Below are 16,724 nucleotides of genomic sequence, written 5' to 3' on the forward strand. Positions count from 1 at the left end.
CTAACTTCCCCCTTTGATTAACCGAATACTTGATGATACAATTTCCGGCCGGCTGCCACGTTATGGACTCCGTGTATCAGCAACCGGCCATTTCCGAACAGCACCATGCGGTGATTGAAGACCTTCAGTTCAACGAAATAAGGCGTCCGCTTTACTCCAGCTTCCAAACGGGCACCGACTTTTTCAGCATCGTCCAATGTGATGGGACGGTTCGGATCGGGCAGAATCTGCACCGCGTCCCTACCGCATAGAACGGCATAGGAACTCGCACCTGTTTCATTGAGTGACGGGAACACGGCAGCCGGTCCGCAGGTTTTGCAGGAAGGATCTTTGATGCGCGACACGCCGATATCCAATTGGCTGTTGTCCCAAAGATTGAAATGATGGATCTTTTTCCGCATTGCCTCGCGGTTGCCGCTCAGCCATTTCAAGGTTTCCGTACATTGAAGCGCCGCCGTCACTTGGACAGCCGGCGAGATGATGCCGACCGTATCACAGGTTTCATTGATTGCGGGAAGCACCGGCAGCAGGCAGCGGAAACATGAACTTTCTCCCGGTATGAATGGAAAAACCACTCCTGAACTGCCGACACAGGCGCCGTAGATCCACGGCACACCAAATTTCACAGAAGCGTCGTTGATCAACAAGCGCGTTTCAAAATTATCGGTGGCATCCAGGATCAAGTCGCTGACAGCCGCCAGTTTTTCCATCCCTGCTGCATCCAAATGCTCCAAATACGTGAATAACTGAAGATCGCTGCGAATCGCTTTGAGCCTTTGCTCGGCAGCCGCGACTTTCGGCAGCATCTGCTGGGCATCTGTTTCGGTGAAAAGCTGTTGGCGTTGCAAATTCGACAGCTCAACATAGTCCCGATCGACCAAGTGGATGGTCCCGATGCCCGCGCGTGTCAGTGTTTCAGCAATAGCGGAACCTAAAGCGCCGCAGCCGACGATCGTGACGGTCGATGATTCCAGCTTGTGCTGGCCGGTTTGGCCGAGCGGTTTGAATAAGACCTGCCTTGAATAGCGTTCATCCACATTGGTTCCCCTTTTCCATCCGCTTAGTGTGTCAAACGGTTTCTTCATTACTATCACTGTACCATTGCTTTTCTCAAACTGCAGCAGGCATCAAACCACAGTTTCTTCAGCCATTAGCCCTTTTTCAACCCGGATGATGCGGTCTGCCAGTTTTTCAGCATCCGCAATCCGATGTGTCACAAAAATGATAGGGATTTGCCATTGTTCATGAATCCGCAGCAATTCCTCTTGGCAACGGTCTCGATTGGCATCATCCAAAGCCGAAAACGGCTCGTCCAGCAACAGGATATCCGGCTGTGCAGCCAATGCCCGTGTCAACGCAACACGCTGCTTTTCGCCCCCCGAAATCTGGTGCGGGTATTTGCCAAGCAAACCGGTAATGCCAAGGATTTTGGTCAGTTCCGTGATATGCGATACATCCGTTCCTCTTGGCTGTGCATAGAGAATATTTTGTTCGGCAGTGAGATGCGGAAACAGCGCATAATCCTGAAATAAATAACCGACTTTCCTCTTTTGGATTTTCAGCGGCTTTTGTCCTTCCTTATAAAAATGCCTGCCGTTTAACAGAATCGTTCCGTTATCCGGATGGACAATGCCTGCCAGGCAGTTCAATAAAGTTGTTTTGCCCGAACCGGAAGAGCCGACCAATGCCAGAATTTCTATATTCAATTCGAATTGCATTTCCAAATTGAAATGATCCAATTGTTTTTGAAAATTCACTTTCAGCATCCGCTTACTCCCTTCCAATACGTACAGCATTCTTTTTTCGCCAATAATTGACCCATGTGATGGCAGCTACTCCAAGCGACGATATGATCAGCACCCAAAACAGGGCTTTTTCCATATCCCCTGCTTCATAAGCGAAGTAAATCGCTAGCGGCACGGTCTCTGTAACGCCCGGAATGTAACCGGCAATCATCAATGTGGCTCCGAATTCACCGATGCCACGGGCAAAGGCCAAAATCAAACCTGCCAGAATACCTGACCAGGCAAGTGGAAAGGTGATGGTCCGGAAAATCCGCCATTCGGATACGCCCATCGTCCGCGCCACATTCTCCCAGCGCGGATCCACTTTATCAAAAGCAGCCATAACGCTTTGATACATCAGCGGCAGTGACACGACGAATGAAGCGATCGCTGCCCCGATCCAGGTAAAGACCACGCGAAATCCAAACCATTGTTCAAGCAGAATCCCAAGCGGTCCATTGGCGCCAAACAAGACGATCAAGCCGAAGCCGATGACAGTCGGCGGCAAGACCAATGGCAGCAAAATCAACGCTTCCACCAGGCTTTTGCCGAAAAATTCACGTCTGCTCATCAACCGTGCAAGCGCCAAGCTAGCCAAAAACACAAATAGAGTGGAAATAACCGCAACTCTCAGCGACAGCCAAAGCGGCGACAAATCATACGGCATCATGGCGTCGCCTCATTTGCAGGCAAAAAGCCGTATTGTTCGAGGATAGTCTGCCCTTTGGGACCCGTTACAAAATCCAGAAAAGCCACAGCGGCCTGCTGTTTTTCTGAATCCGCGACGACAGCTCCCGGATAGACGACAGGATTTTCCTGCCCCGGCACTTCGAGTGCCCCTTTTATTTCCTGGGAAATAACCGCATCCGAGGAATAGACGATGCCAAGTCCGGCATTTCCGCTTTCGATATACGTCACCACTTGCCGTGCATCTTTTGCGTAGATAAGGCGCCCTTCAAGCGGCTGCCATAACCCTTGGCTGTCCAGCGCCTGCTTTGTGAAATTTCCAACCGGTACGCTGTCCGGCTCTCCGACCGCAATGGTTTCTTCTGCATTCATCACTATTTCTGTAAAATCTGCAGTTTCCGGAAACTTCTCCAATGACGCAAGTACCAGGCGATTTTCAGCAAAAGGCACCACAGTTTCGGCTTTCACCAGTTGCTCGGATTCCAGCTGCTCCATATCCTTTTCACTGGCTGATAAAAATAAATCTGCCGGTGCGCCTTGTTCAATTTGGCTTCGCAGCTTGCTCGATGATCCATAATTGAATGACAGCTCGATATCCGGCTCCACTTGATGAAATTCCTCTTCCATTTTTTTCATGACTTCTGTCAGGCTTGAAGCTGTTGAAACAAGCAGCACATCGCCGTTTTCTGCTGTTGTGTTGGTGCAGCCGCTCAACAGTACGGCCATTCCTATAATGCCGATCATTTTTTTCATTTTGCAGGACTCCTTATAAACAGAAAGTGACGCTTGCTATGCACGTGATTCTCCACGTACTATCAGTATAACGCCAGCCGGAGAGAAGCTGAATTATTTTCCGAATAATCTTGCAGGAAATAAGCGGTTTCGGTAAAATAAGTCATACCAGAAATTAAATACGCTTTATCCTTATCAAGAGAGGCAGAGGGAATGGCCCGATGACGCCCGGCAACCGCCAGTTCACAAACTGGAATGGTGCCAAATCCAACAGAACCACGATGTTCTGAAAGATGAGGAAGAGAATTTCACCAGCAGACCCAACTCTTCCCTTTTTCAGTGGAAGAGTTTTATTTATTTTAAGGAGTGATCACATGAAGCTGAGCAAAGCCGAACGAATCAAACGTACGCGGGTCCCTGTAGTGGATCCTTCCCTGGTTGAACGCCTCCCGCCTGGACAGGTGTTGACCGAGCGCTTTCCTGTCCTGCACGAAGGCGAGGTGCCGGTTTACGATATGGCCACTTGGACATTGAAAATCTTTGGCCAGGTTGATAAGGAAATCACGCTGCATTACGAGGATCTGCTGAAATTGCCGCAAACGACAATAACACGCGACATTCACTGCGTGACACGCTGGTCCCGCTTCGACAATACCTTTACCGGCGTCCGTTTTATTGACCTGATAAAAGAATTGGGTGTAACGCCGAAAAGCGGCTATGTGATGCTTCACGGCGACTACGATTACACCACCAATCTTGCATTATCCGATTTGGACCGGGAAGACGTGCTGCTTGCCCATTCACTTGACGGCGAACCGTTGACCGCCAAGCATGGTTACCCGCTGCGTTTTATCGTACCCCATCTGTATTTCTGGAAAAGTGTCAAATGGGTCCGAGGCATCGAATTCATCGATGAAAACCAGCCGGGCTTTTGGGAGCAGAACGGTTTCCACATGAACGGCGACCCGTTTCAGGAAGAGCGCTTTTCCGGCGAAGACTTGGAAATTCCTGAAGACGAATGGGAGAAGAAAGATTTTGACTGACTCCGTCCAGTCTTATGATTCCAGGATAATTGAACTGTCACTTTAAGAGATAACTTGCATCAATTTAGAACTTTATATTTCGTATTATTTCAAAGAACCCATCAATCCTTCATGTGAAGGTTGATGGGTTCTTTAAATCATATATAGAATGAATGGCAGCTTCCGATAAACCTCTCATATGTAAACAAATTCAATGAAAGAATAACTTCTCTTCTAAGAAGAGAAATTACGGAATAATCACCATGGAAATCGTCCGATCCTTTCCTTCTTTATCATCTTTTCTATTATAGTACTTTTCCATTAACGTACTTAACTCCGACTGAAAATCTTCGAATGAATCATCTGTTAAGTTCAATTTCACTAAAGAAAATGTCGCTTGATCCTGAGTATCTTCTGTAACTCTGTTCTCATGATAGTCTTTATAGTTCTGAAGAATATACATAAAAAAATAAGTTACAAATTTTATTTTATCGCCGTAAGTGGCAGACTGCCAATCTTCTTCGCTAATCTTATAAGCTTGAGTATTCAGGGCATATAGCTTTTCTTCAACTTTTCCAATACGATTTATGCCAACGACTTTCAATAGATCGTCATCCACCATTGAGTTTACGTGTCTGTATAATGTCGCTTGCGATACTTCTTTCAATAATTTATTCAATTGCATAATCGAGTATCCTTCATCGACATCTATTAATTCCAAAGCTATTTTAAACCTGACCTGGTTTTTAAATAAATCAAATTCCATCTATTTCGATCCCCTTTTTCTTCGTGATTAGATCGCTATTATATAGTCTTTCTTTCGTATTACCAGCTTCTCGTAAACATCCATATTAGGATTTTCTTAAAAATAAATAAAAGAGATGACTCTTTAATTTATTTTAAGTATATATCTAAAATACAGTAGAGTGGTTGACTTTTCAATTATCATTATTGATAATGATAATTGAAGGAGTGATTGAGATGAATACAGATATAAATGCTCTACTGGAAATCGATTGGCCGCAGATCCTTCCTTTTGCCTTGCCGATTATTTTATTCAACTTATTATTGATTGGAGTCGCGCTTTATGATTGGTTCAAAAGAAAAGAACTAATTGTCTCGCCCTATATTTGGCTGGCCGCCATTATATTGCTCCAATTGCTCGGGCCGATACTGTATTTAGTGATTGGAAGGAGAATGATCCGAAATGATTACAGTCGAGAAACTTCATAAGACCATCAAAAAAAGAAAAATCTTGAGCGATGTCACCTTCTCGATTGCAGAAGGTGAATGCGTTGGCTTATTGGGACAAAACGGAGCAGGGAAAACGACGCTCATTAAATGCATGACCGGCATTCTGCAGCATGAGCAGGGGGACATTACATTCCATTCCGCCCCCATCGTGCAACATAAGAAAAATATTGGCTATTTGTCCCAACATACGGACTTCAAACCTTGGATGACCTGTGAGGAATCCCTCTTTTTCTTCGGAAAATTGTCGGGCTTGGACAAGACATTTTTAAAGGGGAATATTTCAGCGGTTTTAGAAGAAGTTGGGCTTAAGGATAAGGAAAACTACAAAGTGGAACAATTATCCGGCGGCATGAAACAGCGGCTCGGGATCGCCCAGGCCATTTTGCACCAACCGCTGTTGCTGATTTTGGATGAACCGGTTTCAGCGTTAGATCCGATTGGCAGAAATGAAGTAAAAAAGTTGATCGCTCGCTTAAAGAAGCAAACGACCATCATCATTTCGACGCATATATTGGACGACGCCAGCGAATTTTGCGACCGGTACATTATCATTAAAAATGGAATGATTGTCGGAAACATAAACGATGTACTTCAGAAATCATACCGCAAACAAATTCTAGTTAAGACGGGGAATGTCCCGCAAACAAGTGAAGCATTGAAAAGTTCTGAGTTCGAACACGTTGAATGGTTATCACCAAACACCTTTCTTTTAACGGGAGCTGAGGAATTGGATTTAAAGAAAGTCGTAAACGATTTCGCTGCAAAAGAAATGGATATTACGTCCATTGCGTTTTATGAAAGAGGGATAGAAGAAATTTTCCTGGAGATGGTATCGGACACATGACAAACTTTTATACATTAACGCGCACTGAACTAGTAGAAGCCGCAAAAGAATTTAAGTTCATCTGGTTAACGCTGTTTTTCGTGATCTTGGGCCTTACCCAACCGCTAATCACTAAATACATGGACGTTATCCTCGAAAACGTTGGCGGTGCCGACGGCATCACCATCGATCCGAACCGGCCGGTACCAAGTTCTGCCGAAGTTCTTTTGTCGACCATTTCCGGCCAATTCAATCAAATCGGACTCATCATCTTAATTATTAGTTTCATGGGGCTGATTGCAGCCGACCGCAACAGCGGCATGCAAGATTTCATATTGACCCGCCCCGTCTCCCTGCGCTCCTACCTATTGTCGAAGCTGGCGGGCCATTGGGCAGTGAGCATGTTCAGCATCTCCATTGGGGCAGCCGTTTCCTATGGTTACACCATTTTCTTATTCGGTTCTTTCTCTTTTTCAAACTTTCTGCTGTTTCTGCTGTTGTACAGTTTATGGATCCTCTTCGTCGTGAGTCTGGCCATCTTGATCAGCACCTTTGTCAAGAGCCCAATCCTAATCGCCGTCACGACAATCGCCGCTTCTATTTTCTTTATTCTGATCAAGGGGTTCAACCACTTCTTGTTCCAGCTGTCCCCAGGCGGCATCTTAAACCTGGCGGAGAACCAGTTGCTGTCGGTCCACGACTTAAACTACTTCAGTATTGCAACTTGTTTGGCATTCATTTTACTTAATCTCTCATGGGCCAATAGGAATCTCAAAAAGTCTTGATTGAAGGAGGCTGGTTCAAATGTTATCGATAAACAACTTGACCAAGTTATACAAAGGATCTGAAAAAGGCATTAAGAACTTAACCTTGGATTTAGCGGAAGGCGATATTTGCGCCTTCATCGGCATGAACGGGGCAGGAAAAACGACTTCCATCAAATCCATCGTGGGCATTTATGGCTTTGATCAAGGCGCTATTGAATTAGATGGCGTGAGCATAGAAAAAAACCCACAAGAATTTAAACAGATGGTCGGATACTCGCCCGACACTCCTGTGCTCTATGGGAACATGACGGGGTATTCGTACCTGGAACTCATTGGAAGCATTTATCAGATTGACAACGAGACGATAAACGAGCAATTGAACACCTTGCTGAAAAAGCTCAATTTCGGCAGTGCTATCCATGAGTTGATTTCTACCTATTCGCATGGCATAAAACAAAGACTCGTGCTTATTTCCATCCTGATGCACAATCCAAAGCTGATCATATTGGATGAACCCTTTATCGGACTGGATCCGAACGCCACTTATTTTTTACAGAAAGAAATGGAAAAACGGGCTGCTGAAGGATCCATTGTGTTGTATTCGACCCACGTTTTAGAAGTAGCGGAAAAGCTCTGCAACAAAGTGGTCATGATCCACAACGGCGAAGTGGTCGTCAATGATACGATGATCAATCTATTGTCCGAAAGTAGCTTAGGTGAAAAATTCAGGAGCATCACAGCACATGAGTAAGCTAATCCAATTGCAAAAGTATATTTTAGCAAATGATTTTCAATTTTCCAGATTGGGATTATCCACTAACCAGGACGACCGAAAGCACGCTGTTCTTACGTTGGCAGGCTATTGTGCCGCTGTTGTCATGGCCATCGGCTATATTGTCTATATCGCTTTTGATTTGTACAGCAACGAAGAATCTACGTTGTTTTTTCCGATTCTTTCGTCCATTTTGTTTTGGACCCTGGGATTCTGGACCATCTTAAGCGGCATTAAGAAAATGATTGTTTCGTCAGATACTGAATTTATTTTCAGCCTGCCCATTCCATTGTGGCAAGCCAAGCTCTTTAATGTAATCAAACTCCTGATCCTTTATTTACTCATTGCTGCAACTGCCATTTTTGTTGGCATCTTGTTGCATATGTTCATTATTCCCGACTTCTGGTTCGTACTATTATCCAGTCTTCTTCTTGTGGTGATACTTCCTCTACTAGTTATCACAACAACGTTCATCATTTCATTAACAGTAAAAACTCTTCTTAATTTTTTAACCATCCATAGTAATGTAATCGAAGCTTTGCTTACAATCTTTTTATTCCTTTCACCTCTTTTGTATATCACGTACAGCACTTCTTCATTGGATTACAAAGATATTTTTTCTATTAGTTCCCCACTCTACTTGTTCGGCATCATTAGCAACTCTACACCAGAATTCGGATTCTTTAACTCGGTGAGCTTACTAACAATAACCCTCGTTCTTGTTTTCATAACCGGATACCTATTTACTAAAAGGCATGCTTTCTTAGCTGCAAGCTACTCTACTTCGTCAAAAAGAAAAGCACGTGATTCCAGCACGTTTTCTTCCAATAGTTTATTTAAAAATCTATTCTCAAAAGAGCTGAAACTATATCTATCATCTATCACCTATGTCAGCAATACAGTGCTTACACCTGCGCTATTACTAATGGGCAGCCTGGCTTATTTGTTCAATATTTCCTCTCTTTTGTATGACTACACCTTGGAACTGTCCTTCATCACGATGTCAAGCAAGTATATCTTCATTCTATTTACGACTGTATGTATTCTTTTGACCACAACCACGTCTTCAAGCCTATCTTTTGAAGGCCAAAGCATCTGGATTTTGTTGACGTCTCCGCTCTCTTTGATGGAACTTGCAAAAGCCAAGATGGCATTAAACGTGCTGCTTTTTGTACCAGGATTAGCTTGTGCTATTTTGGTCTATACTCAAAATTTCAGTTCATCACTATTGGATTCACTGCTCTTCATTTCTTTTACACTCACTAGTTTACTGCTTATTAGCATGTTAGGCTTCTTTGTCAATTTGAAATTCCCTAATTACAACTGGTCCAGTGAGATGGAAGTAATCAAGCAGGGTAAATCCACTATAATCACCGCTATTATCAGTTCATTTCTTATCTCAATCACGGCGATTTTGATTCTACTAGATTTCAATTTCACATTCCAACTTCTCTTATTGGTAAATGTCTGTATAATTATAGTTTTAATTTACAAGCTAAGGGAAAGCTCGTTACTTATGGAATAAAGCAATTAGCTCTGCCAAGTATGAATTAAACACTATCTTTGAAGCAATTGGCACCAGAACCTTCGGAGTCCCTTCTCTCTTAATGTGGCTTTTGGGAGATGTACTTGGTATTCTTGTTTCTTCCCTTTACTCGGACTGTTTGGGCAGTAGGTAACCTCATTGTAAGTACTTATAATTATAGAAGGGAGATATTCAGTGGTTTTCTGAATGTCTCCCTTCTATATGTGCAGCTTCCGATAACCCATGATATGTAAACTATTTTTAAGTTAGAGGATGCGATTTTCACTTCTCCACATAACGAAATGTTTCCCATTTCCCTTTTTTTACTACTGATCGGTATTCTTGACCCCCATCCTTTTGTTCAAGCAGACGATTTAGTTTCTCAGAACTCATGTTGTAATGCCTTTTATCCATGGTTCCTGCTCTACGTATAGTAGGATGCTCCAAAATTGGTGTTAGGTCCCCATCAACTACTTTTGTATCTACAAATCGGAAATTAATGAGTTGCGGGAAATGTTTTAAGAAGCCCAGGTTCGGCAAGTCTGCACAAGAGTTCAAACAGAGAACTCGAAGGTTCTTCAACGAAAGAAGTTCATCGCTCATCTCAAATTTCTTTGATTGGTTGATATGCAGGTGTTCCAATGTCGATGCTAAGTTGGATATCCCATGATCACTAGCCAACTTGGTACAGTAATGAAGCTCCAGGCGTTTGAGGGCAGGAAATTTCTTGGCGCCAAAAAAGTCATGCTGGTTAGACCAGTTCAGTTCAAGGTACAAAAGCTTTTCCATATAGGGAAGCTCTTCAAAGTTATGAAGCTTGCTTTTGTAATGCCACAGCGTCAGATATTCTATCTCCGACAAAGATTCGATTTCCATCTTTTCCTCTTTTAAATTTATATAGCCTTGTAATTCAGTAGGAATATCTTCAAACCATATCGTATTATTCTTCCAATTATCCAATTTATCGCTCCTTCTCCCTCCGTAACCCCCTCAAAACTTTCAATAGGATGGGTGAAATCGAAGACATGGTTTTTACTAATTTTAACACGGTGAGAATAAATAATTTATGGAGTGTAACTTTGTATGAGAATTTGTTTTACAGAGCGTTCGTAAAAGTACACTTTTACGAACATATCAGGAGAAAATGCAGCTCTAAGCGGATATATTTCTCCCTCCTCTATTTTATTAACGAACTATCTCGTCACTTTAAAAAATAGAAGTTCTCCTTTGGGTTTCAGCAATATTGATTGTAACGTTTTTTGAAATTAGTATTTTAAATATGTTACAATATAGGAAAGAGGTGAGTACCGATGGAACTTTATCAATATCTATTAGAAGAATACGGATACGATGAACCTATTCTCACGGAGCAACTAAAAGAGGAGCTCAAGCTGAATCCAAGTACCCTCAGGCAGTATATCAAGCGCCTTTCTGACAAAGGTCTGCTGGCGAAAGTCCAGAACGGCATCTACTTCATTCCAAAAAAGAAACCGCTGTTCGGCTCAGCTGTGCTAGATACAGACCAGATTGTGCGAAAAAAATTTTTAGAGGATCGGGATCGTATCATCGGTTACAAGTCAGGTACCAATTTCGCCAATGCTTTGGGCCTGACTTCCCAAACAGCAGCGGTTGCGACCATCGTGACAAATAATGCTTCCGCCGCCAAGCGGGAAGTAAATGTCTACAAAAAAAGGTTCATCATCCGAAAACCAAGAGTAAACGTGAATAAATCCAACTACAAGCTTCTTCAAGTGCTCGACCTATTGAATAATTATGAGCAGTACAGTGAAAAACCGCTTGAAGTGGTGAAAGAGAAAATCTTGTCCTATCTAGAGGGCGTGTCATTGAATGAACGGGAAGTGAAGGAATATCTCGATGTGTACCCGATAAAAACAAAACTGAGAGTATATGAATTGGGGTTATTAGATGCGATTGCACGAAGAGAACGAGTTGTTTAATGAGTTGGTCCGGTCAGCGGCTGCAGCGTATGGACTGCAGAATTTCCAGATTGAAAAGGATTATTATGTGTCCCTGCTTCTGAAGTGGCTGGTTTCCGTCTTCCCTGGCGTTGTATTTAAGGGCGGAACCTCCCTCTCGAAGTGCTACGATGTCATCAAGCGTTTTTCAGAAGACCTAGATCTCAGCGTTCCGCTTGGAGACAACAATAAGCTGCCGAGAAGCGAAAAAAAGAAGCTGAAAGCGGCGATCGAATTTGTGATTGAGGACCTCGGATTTTCCCTGCTTAATCCGGATCAGATTCGATCAGGCCGGGAGTTCAATGAGTATGAAATTGCCTATCGAAAAGTATTTGAAGGTGACGATGAGATGTCCCCTCACATCCTTGTGGAAACGAATGTCGCCTATAAGCCCTTTCCATTCGAACAGCTTGGAGTAAGCAATTACATCACGAAGTTCGTTATGGCTGCAGAGGGCGACGAAGCGGAAAAAGAACGGTTTTTGGATGAATACGAGATGAGACCATTTGCGGCGAATGTGCAGACGATCGACCGGACGTTTCTTGATAAAATCTTTGCCATCTGCGATTATTACGAAAAAAAAGAAAGTACTCGCTATTCAAGGCACCTATACGATCTGCATATGATTGAAGGAAGTGGATTCGTCGATGCAGCAGGATTGAAATTACTAATTCCTGAGGTGATCGAGATTCGAAGAGATGGTCGGGACACGGCTTCCTGTCAGCCTGGCTATGAACTGATAAAGACATTGAATGAAATCATTAGCACCGATTTCTATAAGCAGGACTATAACCGCAATACGAAAACGTTCCTGGCTGAAGATGTGTCTTATGAAGAAACCATCGATAGCTTGAAAAAAATTATCGACAGCGACTTTTTACCAACTGTCATCCAAATATAAACGCCCAACCAGCTAACTGGTTGGGCGATTTTTGTCGAAAACCATGAAAGCTATAGTCTTTAGCCAGTTATCGAAAAGACCGGAGTTCCTCATTCTTTTTGAGCTTCAGTGAACCGCCCGATTTCATTAGTAATTGATTCTGCTTCCGATAAGGTGTCATATGTTAACTTTTTTTATATACCGATAAATCTACCTCTATACATTTAAAAATAGGCTGAAAGGCAACTAAGAAAAGCTATCACGTTAGATTTCACAAGGATTTGGAGTGTCTTTCCTTATTGAAACTTTCTTGCCCTACCTCCCTCCTTATGCTATGCTGAAAAACCTTTGCTGTAGACCCACTCGATAAGCGGCTGTTATCATATTCAAGTGACTTTGAAAGTGGGGGAATGAACTATGGAACAAGAAAGATATGATAATTTAAAGCTGGGGGAAAAGGGTGCGATCATTAGTATTACCGCCTATATTATCTTATCTGTACTCAAGCTGTTTATTGGGTACATAGCCGATTCGGCAGCCCTTACAGCAGATGGATTCAATAATGTGACCGATATCGTCGCTTCTATAGCAGTTTTGATTGGATTGAAATTTTCCCAAAAGCCCGCAGATGATAATCATCCGTATGGACATTGGCGAGCTGAAACAATCGCTGCATTAATTGCCTCTTTCATTATGATGGCAATTGGCTTGCAGGTAGTCTATGCGGCTATCACTTCTGTTTTTGCCGGACGCCACGAAGCTCCCGATCTGCTTGCAGCCTGGACGGGCGGTTTTTCTGCAATTATCATGTACTTTGTCTACCGATATAACATAAAGTTGGGTAAAAAAATCAACAGTCAGGCAGTCCGTGCTGCAGCAAAAGATAACCTTTCCGATGCCTGGGTAAGCATCGCGGCAATGGTTGGAATTATCGGTGCTCAATTTCATTTGCCATGGCTTGATACCTTGACAGCCGTACTGGTGGGCTTCTTAATTTGCAAAACCGCATGGGGAATTTTTTGGGATGCCACCCATGATTTAACGGATGGGTTCGACAAAAATTTGATTGAATCATTTAAAGAAACCGTCTTAAACGTTTATGGTGTCACAGGAGTCAAAGACATCCGAGCCAGAAACTATGGCAATCGTGCGGCAGTGGATATTGTTCTGCTTGTCCGGTCCGATTTGGATATTCGCGTTGCTCATGACATTTCAACAAAGGTGGAAAAAGAATTGATGAAGATGTATGATATCTCTGCTGTTCATGTGCATGTGGAACCAAATTAGTAGAAAAACGCTAAAGATTCTAACTCTCTAAGAGATTTCCTTAATAAAACAACTTTTCGAGAAATCTTAGTATTTCGCTGATTTAAATTGCTGCTTAAGGAGTAGGATTTAAAGAAGGACACTTGAAACATCAAAAAGGAAGAGAAAATGCTCTAATTGGCAGCTTCTCTTCCTTTTTTCTTCATTAGATGTATAGTTTATCTCTGCCGATAATCTGATGATATATAAACTGGAATAAAAGACTAAAAATCTTCTCGAAATACAAATCTTTCAAGTAATTAAAGAAACAAAAAATAGTCATCGACTAATATCGATGACTATTTCAAGTTCCTTATATCAATTGCAACTTCTTATTACTTAGGATGTACTGAATATCTGCTGTATTTCGGATAAAGAACTCATCATGGGAAACAAATACGATGGTGCCTTGATAGGCCTTTACGAACTGCTCTAGTGCTTCAATCGCTTTAATATCTAAAAAGTTAGTTGGTTCGTCCAATAACAGGATATTATGAGAACCTAGAAAGAGTAAACAAAGCTGCAGCCGGATGGCTTCTCCCCCGCTTAAATCTTTCACCTGTTTTAGCAAGTCTGTATCCACAAACTGCATCGAATGAAGGACGCTCCTTAAAAAGCTATCCTCATGTTCCGAACGATTTTTGATGTAATGGAAGACAGTCTCATCACCGCTGAACTGATAACTCATTTGCTGAAAATACCCGATCTTTGCTTTAGGAGAAATGGTCAATTGCTCATCCTTTCTCGCAATTCGTTGAAGCAATGTACTTTTACCACTCCCATTCACACCTGAAATCGCAATCTTTTTACCAAGTGGAAGTTGGAAGTTCACTTCTTCCAATAATATATTATCTCCGGCATATAAAGTGAAACGATTGGCCATGATTGGAAATTTATTGTGCAGCTCCAGTGCTTTCTGATGTGGAAAAACAATCGGCTTCTCAACTTGAACCTCACTCACTTCCTCGAGCTTCTCCATTCGCTGCTCGATTGCCTTGGCCGCACGATGTACCGCTTTCTGGCTTGTGCCTTTGGATTTTGTCTCAAACATTCGATTTGCCATGGCCTTTGATTCCTTCTTCGAATATTTTCCGGCTTGGGCAACCTTCTCTGCTTTCTTCATCTTTTCTTTTGCAGCTTTTTCCAGTCGGTTCTTTTCTTTTAAGAACTGTTCGTGAGCTTGATTTTGTTGTTCCCATTCCAACCTTTTTTGATTCATGTAGTCGCTATAATTTCCCGAATACACATGCACTTGCCCATCCTGGACTTCCCAGATCTTTGTCACAAGTTCATCCAACACGGCCCGGTCATGGCTGATGATCACCAAAGCACCATAGTAATAGCGAAGTTCTTCGAGCAAATACGAAATGCCCTGCTTATCCATATGAGTGGTTGGCTCATCCAGCAATAACGCTTCATAATAATGACTCATTAGCTGAGCGAGCTTTAATTTCGTCTGTTCTCCACCACTCAGTGACTCTAGATTTCGTGGTACCGCTAATTGCCTAAGCAATGCTGGATCAATACCGGCCTCTTCTTTTTTAGGAGTCTCCAGCTGTTTAAAGTATCCTGGCTCAACGTAACTCTTCACTTGCCCCACTGTTGGCTGAATTTCTTTCGCTAATAATTTCAGTAATGTGCTTTTTCCTGCACCGTTTTTCCCCACAATGCCAATGCGGTCAAACTGGTGGATAGCTAGATCTTCAATTCGCAAGATTTCTTTATCTAAATAGGACACTTCAATATTTTTTAATTCAAAACAAAGTTTTTCCATTTTGCTACCTCCGAAATTTTTAATTTCGTACCGATAGCCAAGATCGATACGAGCTTCTGCTTCAAGCCCGCATCAATCAATAAAACAATAAAAATTGCATTACGTTCCCCTCCTAATTCAAATTTCAAGTTACCATTTACAGGTGATGGCATTAACAACAATCGAACATCCTGTAACAGCAAATAAAGCAGCTATAGTTGTTGCTTCTGCAACAATTCCTGCATTCGCAACTACACCCTTTGCGCTAAACTGATCGTTAAGCACAGCTAAACGACCAGTCCATTTCATTACATTTCGTTAGCGAGCATGTTTGCAGCTGTTTCGTGCATCTCTTGAAGGCCTGAGATTTCTGCAAATTCAGCTATAGTGATGGCGCTGGTTGTAAGAAGTTCTACAATATGCTCATCCATTCTTGACCACGTTTTTCCACCGGCATTTTCATAAGCATTGATTAACTTTGTTAGTCCATCATTCCCAAAAAGAAGGTGATGGGACAGGAAATCGGCAGATACATCAGCAATCCCTGCTTCTGTCCAGTCAATTAAGCCCGTTACTTGATAGTTTTTATTAATAAGGATATGACCCGGATGTATGTCCCCGTGTTTCACTCCTACATGGGAGGGCCAAAAAGAGTCTTCGGCAAGCCATGCTTGCCAACGGTCCCATAAAGCTGGATTGATTTCGTATTGTTTCTTTACCCGTTCCATTCGCTGTTTCAAGGAAGTTCTTAACTCATCGGCACGAAGGGTTTCAACCCCGATATGTTTGAATTCTTCCTGAGGCAATGCGTGTAAATCTGCTAGGACTTTGCCTAATGATTGATAATACGCAGGTGGAACATTGGTTTCATCAAAACTCCAAACATAGTTCTGTTGCTCCACATCAATCGTCGCTGCAGGAATGCCCTTTAGTTGCTTATAAGCAATTAAATCTTCAGAGAAGATAGACCAATTCGGAACTTGAAAGCTCGCTTGTTGGTGAAGGATATCTAACGCTTTTTTCTCTTGGCCTGCATGTCTCATTGACTCAGGTCTACGTGGAATTCTTAAAATCCATTTATCTCCATGTTGATCTTTGGCGTGGACTACTTGAAAGTCAACACCCGACTCATTGATTTTGATGCTGCTTTCTACAATATCCAATCCTCTATCCGCTGCTAATTGTTTAAGTTTAAGTGTATTCAAGTTTATTTCCTCCAATTGTTTATTCTAATAAATTTGTTTGATTCTATTTTCTTGTATTCTCTCCATGATCTGCCGCACATTTGACAAACTCATGGTGATTCCAGAAAATAAAAAAACTCACAGACGGCTTGTCTGTGAGTAAAAGGGATATTACTAATCAATTAATATCAGGTAAATAAAGATAGATTTCATACAAACTCCTTTAAAATCCTTGTTGAAGAAAGAAAACTACAGAATTA

General features: G+C 42.4%; 18 protein-coding genes and 1 riboswitch. Of the genes, 9 read left to right on the forward strand and 9 right to left on the reverse strand.

All coding sequences use genetic code 11. The features are described from left to right. Positions 1–17 precede the first annotated feature (17 nt). From IRE19_RS09080 to modA, 4 genes are all read right to left on the reverse strand, one after another. Positions 18–1,037 (reverse strand): ThiF family adenylyltransferase, encoded by a 1,020-nt coding sequence (locus tag IRE19_RS09080; RefSeq protein WP_203340130.1) that lies wholly within the window; start codon positions 1,035–1,037, stop codon positions 18–20. A gap of 90 nt (positions 1,038–1,127) precedes the next feature. Next, a complete protein-coding gene (locus IRE19_RS09085; protein WP_203340131.1) occupies positions 1,128–1,766 on the reverse strand; it encodes an ATP-binding cassette domain-containing protein in 639 nt (212 codons plus the stop codon). Between the two features lie 4 nt (positions 1,767–1,770). Beyond that, a complete protein-coding gene (gene modB, locus IRE19_RS09090) occupies positions 1,771–2,454 on the reverse strand; it encodes a molybdate ABC transporter permease subunit (RefSeq protein ID WP_191714816.1) in 684 nt (227 codons plus the stop codon). Further along, positions 2,451–3,224 (reverse strand): molybdate ABC transporter substrate-binding protein, encoded by a 774-nt coding sequence (modA, locus tag IRE19_RS09095; protein WP_203340132.1) that lies wholly within the window; start codon positions 3,222–3,224, stop codon positions 2,451–2,453. The genes modB and modA overlap by 4 nt, the downstream gene beginning before the upstream one ends. A gap of 168 nt (positions 3,225–3,392) precedes the next feature. Beyond that, a riboswitch (SAM riboswitch) is annotated at positions 3,393–3,503 on the forward strand. Between the two features lie 80 nt (positions 3,504–3,583). Between modA and IRE19_RS09100 the strand changes: the two genes are divergently transcribed. Beyond that, complete coding sequence (locus IRE19_RS09100) at positions 3,584–4,246, forward strand: sulfite oxidase-like oxidoreductase (RefSeq protein WP_191715085.1); 663 nt, start codon at positions 3,584–3,586, stop codon at positions 4,244–4,246. A gap of 226 nt (positions 4,247–4,472) precedes the next feature. Here IRE19_RS09100 and IRE19_RS09105 read toward each other — a convergent pair whose 3' ends face one another. Next, the gene (locus IRE19_RS09105; protein ID WP_203340133.1) at positions 4,473–4,991 is read right to left on the reverse strand and encodes a helix-turn-helix domain-containing protein; all 519 of its coding nucleotides are present in this window, start codon (positions 4,989–4,991) and stop codon (positions 4,473–4,475) included. A gap of 215 nt (positions 4,992–5,206) precedes the next feature. Here IRE19_RS09105 and IRE19_RS09110 point away from each other — a divergent pair, with 215 nt between their 5' ends. From IRE19_RS09110 to IRE19_RS09130, 5 genes are read left to right on the forward strand one after another with little or no spacing between them, the layout of a single operon-like run. Then, the gene (locus tag IRE19_RS09110; protein ID WP_203340134.1) at positions 5,207–5,458 is read left to right on the forward strand and encodes a PLDc N-terminal domain-containing protein; all 252 of its coding nucleotides are present in this window, start codon (positions 5,207–5,209) and stop codon (positions 5,456–5,458) included. Further along, a complete protein-coding gene (locus IRE19_RS09115; protein WP_203340135.1) occupies positions 5,433–6,323 on the forward strand; it encodes an ABC transporter ATP-binding protein in 891 nt (296 codons plus the stop codon). The genes IRE19_RS09110 and IRE19_RS09115 overlap by 26 nt, the downstream gene beginning before the upstream one ends. Next, positions 6,320–7,087 (forward strand): ABC transporter permease, encoded by a 768-nt coding sequence (locus IRE19_RS09120; RefSeq protein ID WP_203340136.1) that lies wholly within the window; start codon positions 6,320–6,322, stop codon positions 7,085–7,087. Before IRE19_RS09115 ends, IRE19_RS09120 begins: the two co-directional genes overlap by 4 nt. Positions 7,088–7,106: 19 nt before the next feature. Next, positions 7,107–7,820: an ABC transporter ATP-binding protein gene (locus IRE19_RS09125; RefSeq protein ID WP_203340137.1), complete on the forward strand. Its 714-nt coding sequence runs from the start codon at positions 7,107–7,109 to the stop codon at positions 7,818–7,820. Beyond that, a complete protein-coding gene (locus tag IRE19_RS09130) occupies positions 7,813–9,366 on the forward strand; it encodes a hypothetical protein (RefSeq protein WP_203340138.1) in 1,554 nt (517 codons plus the stop codon). The genes IRE19_RS09125 and IRE19_RS09130 overlap by 8 nt, the downstream gene beginning before the upstream one ends. 282 nt (positions 9,367–9,648) lie before the next feature. Here IRE19_RS09130 and IRE19_RS09135 read toward each other — a convergent pair whose 3' ends face one another. Beyond that, positions 9,649–10,326 carry a leucine-rich repeat domain-containing protein gene (locus IRE19_RS09135; protein ID WP_203340139.1) on the reverse strand — a complete coding sequence of 226 codons (678 nt, stop codon included), beginning with the start codon at positions 10,324–10,326 and terminating at the stop codon, positions 9,649–9,651. Positions 10,327–10,676: 350 nt separating this feature from the next. Here IRE19_RS09135 and IRE19_RS09140 point away from each other — a divergent pair, with 350 nt between their 5' ends. The 3 genes from IRE19_RS09140 to IRE19_RS09150 all read left to right on the forward strand — a co-directional run bounded on the left by IRE19_RS09140 (position 10,677) and on the right by IRE19_RS09150 (position 13,509). Further along, positions 10,677–11,324 carry a DUF6088 family protein gene (locus tag IRE19_RS09140; RefSeq protein ID WP_203340140.1) on the forward strand — a complete coding sequence of 216 codons (648 nt, stop codon included), beginning with the start codon at positions 10,677–10,679 and terminating at the stop codon, positions 11,322–11,324. Beyond that, a complete protein-coding gene (locus IRE19_RS09145) occupies positions 11,293–12,243 on the forward strand; it encodes a nucleotidyl transferase AbiEii/AbiGii toxin family protein (protein ID WP_203340141.1) in 951 nt (316 codons plus the stop codon). The genes IRE19_RS09140 and IRE19_RS09145 overlap by 32 nt, the downstream gene beginning before the upstream one ends. Positions 12,244–12,639: 396 nt before the next feature. Next, positions 12,640–13,509 (forward strand): cation diffusion facilitator family transporter, encoded by an 870-nt coding sequence (locus IRE19_RS09150; RefSeq protein ID WP_203340142.1) that lies wholly within the window; start codon positions 12,640–12,642, stop codon positions 13,507–13,509. 331 nt (positions 13,510–13,840) lie between these two features. On the opposite strand, the gene IRE19_RS09155 is transcribed toward IRE19_RS09150, so the two are convergent. From IRE19_RS09155 to IRE19_RS09165, 3 genes are all read right to left on the reverse strand, one after another. Further along, positions 13,841–15,301 carry an Msr family ABC-F type ribosomal protection protein gene (locus IRE19_RS09155; protein ID WP_203340143.1) on the reverse strand — a complete coding sequence of 487 codons (1,461 nt, stop codon included), beginning with the start codon at positions 15,299–15,301 and terminating at the stop codon, positions 13,841–13,843. Continuing rightward, positions 15,277–15,459, reverse strand: a complete 183-nt coding sequence (locus tag IRE19_RS09160; RefSeq protein ID WP_203340144.1) for a hypothetical protein — start codon at positions 15,457–15,459, stop codon at positions 15,277–15,279. The genes IRE19_RS09155 and IRE19_RS09160 overlap by 25 nt, the downstream gene beginning before the upstream one ends. A gap of 129 nt (positions 15,460–15,588) precedes the next feature. Then, on the reverse strand, positions 15,589–16,485 hold the full coding sequence (locus IRE19_RS09165) for a macrolide 2'-phosphotransferase (RefSeq protein ID WP_203340145.1): 897 nt from the start codon (positions 16,483–16,485) through the stop codon (positions 15,589–15,591). Positions 16,486–16,724 lie beyond the last annotated feature (239 nt).

It is taken from the genome of Planococcus beijingensis, from assembly GCF_016820615.1.
Classification (GTDB): domain Bacteria; phylum Bacillota; class Bacilli; order Bacillales_A; family Planococcaceae; genus Planococcus; species Planococcus notacanthi.